At 59.5% G+C, this 1,199-nt stretch carries 1 protein-coding gene; it reads right to left on the reverse strand.

The annotated features are described in order from the left end of the window. Window positions 1-9: 9 nt before the first annotated feature. Window positions 10-1,095 (reverse strand): ISAs1 family transposase, encoded by a 1,086-nt coding sequence (locus tag NKI73_RS33535; protein WP_502909640.1) that lies wholly within the window; start codon window positions 1,093-1,095, stop codon window positions 10-12. Window positions 1,096-1,199: the final 104 nt, after the last annotated feature.

Here is a 1,199-nt window from a genome sequence, read left to right on the forward strand (position 1 = left end):
AGGGCAGGGCTATCGCATATGAGTAAAGAGGTCATAGAAGAAATCTTTGCTCCAGTTTGCCCTTCGCATCTTGCTGGCAATTGGTTTGTCGAGCGGATGGGCAGCCAAGATGTTTTGCGCGAGCCTTCGGATGACAGCCAGATTTTGTGGCGCGTTGTCCTTTCGGGTGCGGGCGTCATCTTCATGGAAGACAACATCGAGGCTCCAGTGCAACTGGTTTTCGATCGTCCAGTGGGCACGCACGGTCTCGGCCAATTTCCTGGGCGTGAGCAGCTTGGAGAGCGCGATGTAGCGGACCGACGCGGCCGTTTTATTGTCGGCCGTGCGCAGGGCTTCGATGCGACCGATGGCCTTGAGGCCTGGGAACACAGGCAGGTCCTTGAGTTTGGCAAGCGGCAAGATGCTGGCTCGGCGCACTTCGGTGCGACCGTGAGCAGTGTCGCGCGTTTCGAAGCAGGCGATCTCGCCTGCCGCGGCAAAGCTTTTCTCAGCCGCGGCAAACAGACGGCCACGATTGGCCTTCAGCCCGAAGGCGTAATGTGCCTTCTGCGCAATCAGCGCTTGAGCCGTGTCGGGGCGGCAATGCAGGGCGTCGGCGGTGACCGTGCAGCCCTTAAGATCCAAGCTCTTCAGCAACGCCAGCGTCGCTCCGACCTCGTCGGAGGCCGGCGCCCGCGTTGCCGCAATCGTCAGCCTGGTCTCGGCATCCCAGGCGCTGACCATCAGCGGCGGCATGAAGGCATGCCCCTTCTCATAGCCGCGCCTGAGCGCCTTGCCGTCGATAGCCACCACGCCACGCGGCGAGCCAAGTCCAAGTTGGCGCCGCAACGCCGACATGAAGGCACTCAGCGCGTTCGACAATTCCTGCGGATCAAGAAGCCGAAACACCCGGCTGAAGGTGTCGTGGCTTGGACATCCATGCTTCAGCTCGACGATCTCTTTCAGGTCGTCTTCCCGTCCCTCCACGAATTCAGCAATGTCCACACAGCTTTTGGCACCGCACAGCGTCGCTGCAAGCGCCAGGAACAGAAGCTCCGCAAGATTATGCCGCGCATTAATATCACGCGGATCGCGAACCTCTCGCAAGATAGACATAACCAACGGCACTGCGGCCTCCTCTGTAACGAGAAAGCCTCTCAAGAATCCCTCTTTTCCTACTTGGCAAGAGCAAATCAACTTATCTGCGATTCCCCTGCCCT

The organism is Mesorhizobium sp. M0496, from assembly GCF_040321205.1.
Classification (GTDB): Bacteria; Pseudomonadota; Alphaproteobacteria; order Rhizobiales; family Rhizobiaceae; genus Mesorhizobium.